2 protein-coding genes are annotated in these 2348 nt (G+C 44.6%); both read left to right on the top strand.

Features of this window, described 5'->3' with window-relative positions:
* The coding region (locus F6K53_RS37510; protein ID WP_293084725.1) for a WD40 repeat domain-containing protein at nucleotides 1–1879 on the top strand (1879 nt) is incomplete at its 5' end.
* A 99-nt stretch (nucleotides 1880–1978) separates the two neighbouring features.
* Nucleotides 1979–2146, top strand: coding sequence for a hypothetical protein (locus F6K53_RS37505; RefSeq protein WP_293084722.1), 168 nt, complete (start codon nucleotides 1979–1981; stop codon nucleotides 2144–2146).
* Nucleotides 2147–2348: the final 202 nt, after the last annotated feature.

Below are 2348 nucleotides of genomic sequence, written 5' to 3'. Positions count from 1 at the left end.
GATTCTCAGTGGCAGTGGCGACGGAACATTGCGTTTGTGGGACACAGAAACCGGTACACTAATACATACATTAGAAGGTCATACTAATACTGCCACTGATATCGCTTTTAGTCCAGATAGCAAACCGATTCTCAGCAGTGACAGTTGGGACAACACATTGTTGTGGGACACAGATTCCGGTCAACCTTTCCATATAGAAGATCATACTGATGATGTCTATGGGATCGCTTTTAGTCCAGATGGCAAACAGATTCTCAGTGGCAGTGGCGACGGAACATTGCGTTTGTGGGACACAGAAACAGGTCAAACTCTCCATACAGACGAATTAGAAGGTCATACAGATTTTGTCACTGATATCGCCTTTAGTCCAGATGGCAAACAGATTCTCAGTGGCAGTTTGGACAGCACAACAGTGCGTTTGTGGGACACCAAATCCCGTACACTAATCCATACATTAGAAGGTCATACTAGTTGGGTCAGTGCGATCGCTTTTAGTCCAGATGGCAAACAAATTCTCAGTGGCAGTGACGACGGAGCAGTGCGTTTGTGGGACACAGATTCCGGTACACTAATTCATACATTAGAAGGTCATACTAGTTGGGTCAGTGCGATCGCTTTTAGTCCAGATGGCAAACAGATTCTCAGTGACAGTGATGACAACACAGTGCGGTTGTGGGACACCGAATCCGGTCAACCTCTCCATACATTAGAAGGTCATACAGAAGATGTCACTGCGATCGCTTTTAGTCGAGATGGTAAACAGATTCTCAGTGCCAGTGAGGACGACACAGTGCGGTTATGGGACACAGAAACCAGTCAACCTCTCCATACATTAGAAGGTCATACAGAAGATGTCACTGCGATCGCTTTTAGTCGAGATGGCAAACAGATTCTCAGTGCCAGTGAGGACGACACAGTGCGGTTATGGGACACAGAAACAGGTCTTACTCTCCATACATTACAAGGTCATACAGAAGATGTCACTGCGATCGCTTTTAGTCGAGATGGCAAACAGATTCTCAGTGGCAGTGAGGACGACACAGTGCGGTTATGGGACACAGAAACAGGTCTTACTCTCCATACATTAAAAGGTCATACAAGTGCTGTCAATGATATCGCTTTTAGTCGAGATGGCAAACAGATTCTCAGTGGCAGTGGCGACGGAACATTGCGTTTGTGGGACACAGAAACAGGTCTTACTCTCCATACATTACAAGGTCATATAGATGGTGTCTGGGCTATCGCTTTTAGTCCAGATGGCAAACAGATTCTCAGTGGCAGTGGCGACAAAACATTACGGTTGTGGGACACCGAAACCGGTCAACATCTCCATACATTAGAAGGTCATACTACTTTTGTCAATGAGATCGCTTTTAGTCGAGATGGCAAACAGATTCTCAGTGGCAGTTGGGACAACACAGTGCGTTTGTGGGACACAGAAACAGGTCTTGCTCTCCATACATTACAAGGTCATACAAGTAGGGTCACTGATATTGCTTTTAGTCGAGATGGCAAACAGATTCTCAGTGCCAGTGGCGACGGAACAGTGCGTTTGTGGCTGGGTTTAGATTGGCGAAATTTATTAAAAGAGGGATGTGATCAGCTACAATTTCATCCTGACCTCGTTGCGCCTCAAAATAATAAAGCAGGAGAAGTTTGTCTTAAGTATGCTGGTTGGGAAGATAAAGCCAAAGCCGACTTTCTGGTGAGACAAGGTAGGGCTTTTGTGTTACAAAAAGAGCCAAATATCAAGAGTGCTGTTAAAAAATTCAAAGAAGCGCAAAAACTCTATCCTGACATCGACCTCAATCCATATACAGAGGAAATAGACAAAGAGCCAAAAACAGTAGCACAACAGTTAGCCCCAGACTCGAAATAATCATATGCCTGTCCACAGAAGAATGAAGTAGGTGCTCAAGCCATGGCCTAAAGGCCACGCTACGCGAACGCCTCATCGGGTACTTACCAACTAAATAGATTGCCATTAGAGCCGAAGTCTTCAGTTGATTATCGGCAATTTTGCGCTGCATCAAGACAGGGAATCAGCCTCAAATATAGCAGAAGTCAGAAGTCAGAAGTCAGAAGTCAGAAGTCAGAAGTCAAACTCTTGCGCTTACTTAGGTTTGAGACTTTTGTCATGTCCTAACTGCCCTGGCGACTGCTATATATTCAGATGCGTTCGCGAAGCGTGGCCAAACGCGCCCCGCGTGGCCCAAAGGCCAAGGTCAATCGCATTTAGGGTTAGTTTTTTCTTTCATCATTAGTTTTTCCTTTCATCACTTAATCTTTTAGCTAACTTTACTGACTCTTAAAAATTAAATCCAGGAATGTTTGATTAAATATTGATA

The sequence above is a fragment of the Moorena sp. SIO4A1 genome (assembly GCF_010672065.1).
Lineage (GTDB): Bacteria > Cyanobacteriota > Cyanobacteriia > Cyanobacteriales > Coleofasciculaceae > Moorena.
This window is presented reverse-complemented; position numbering and strand designations above follow the sequence as displayed.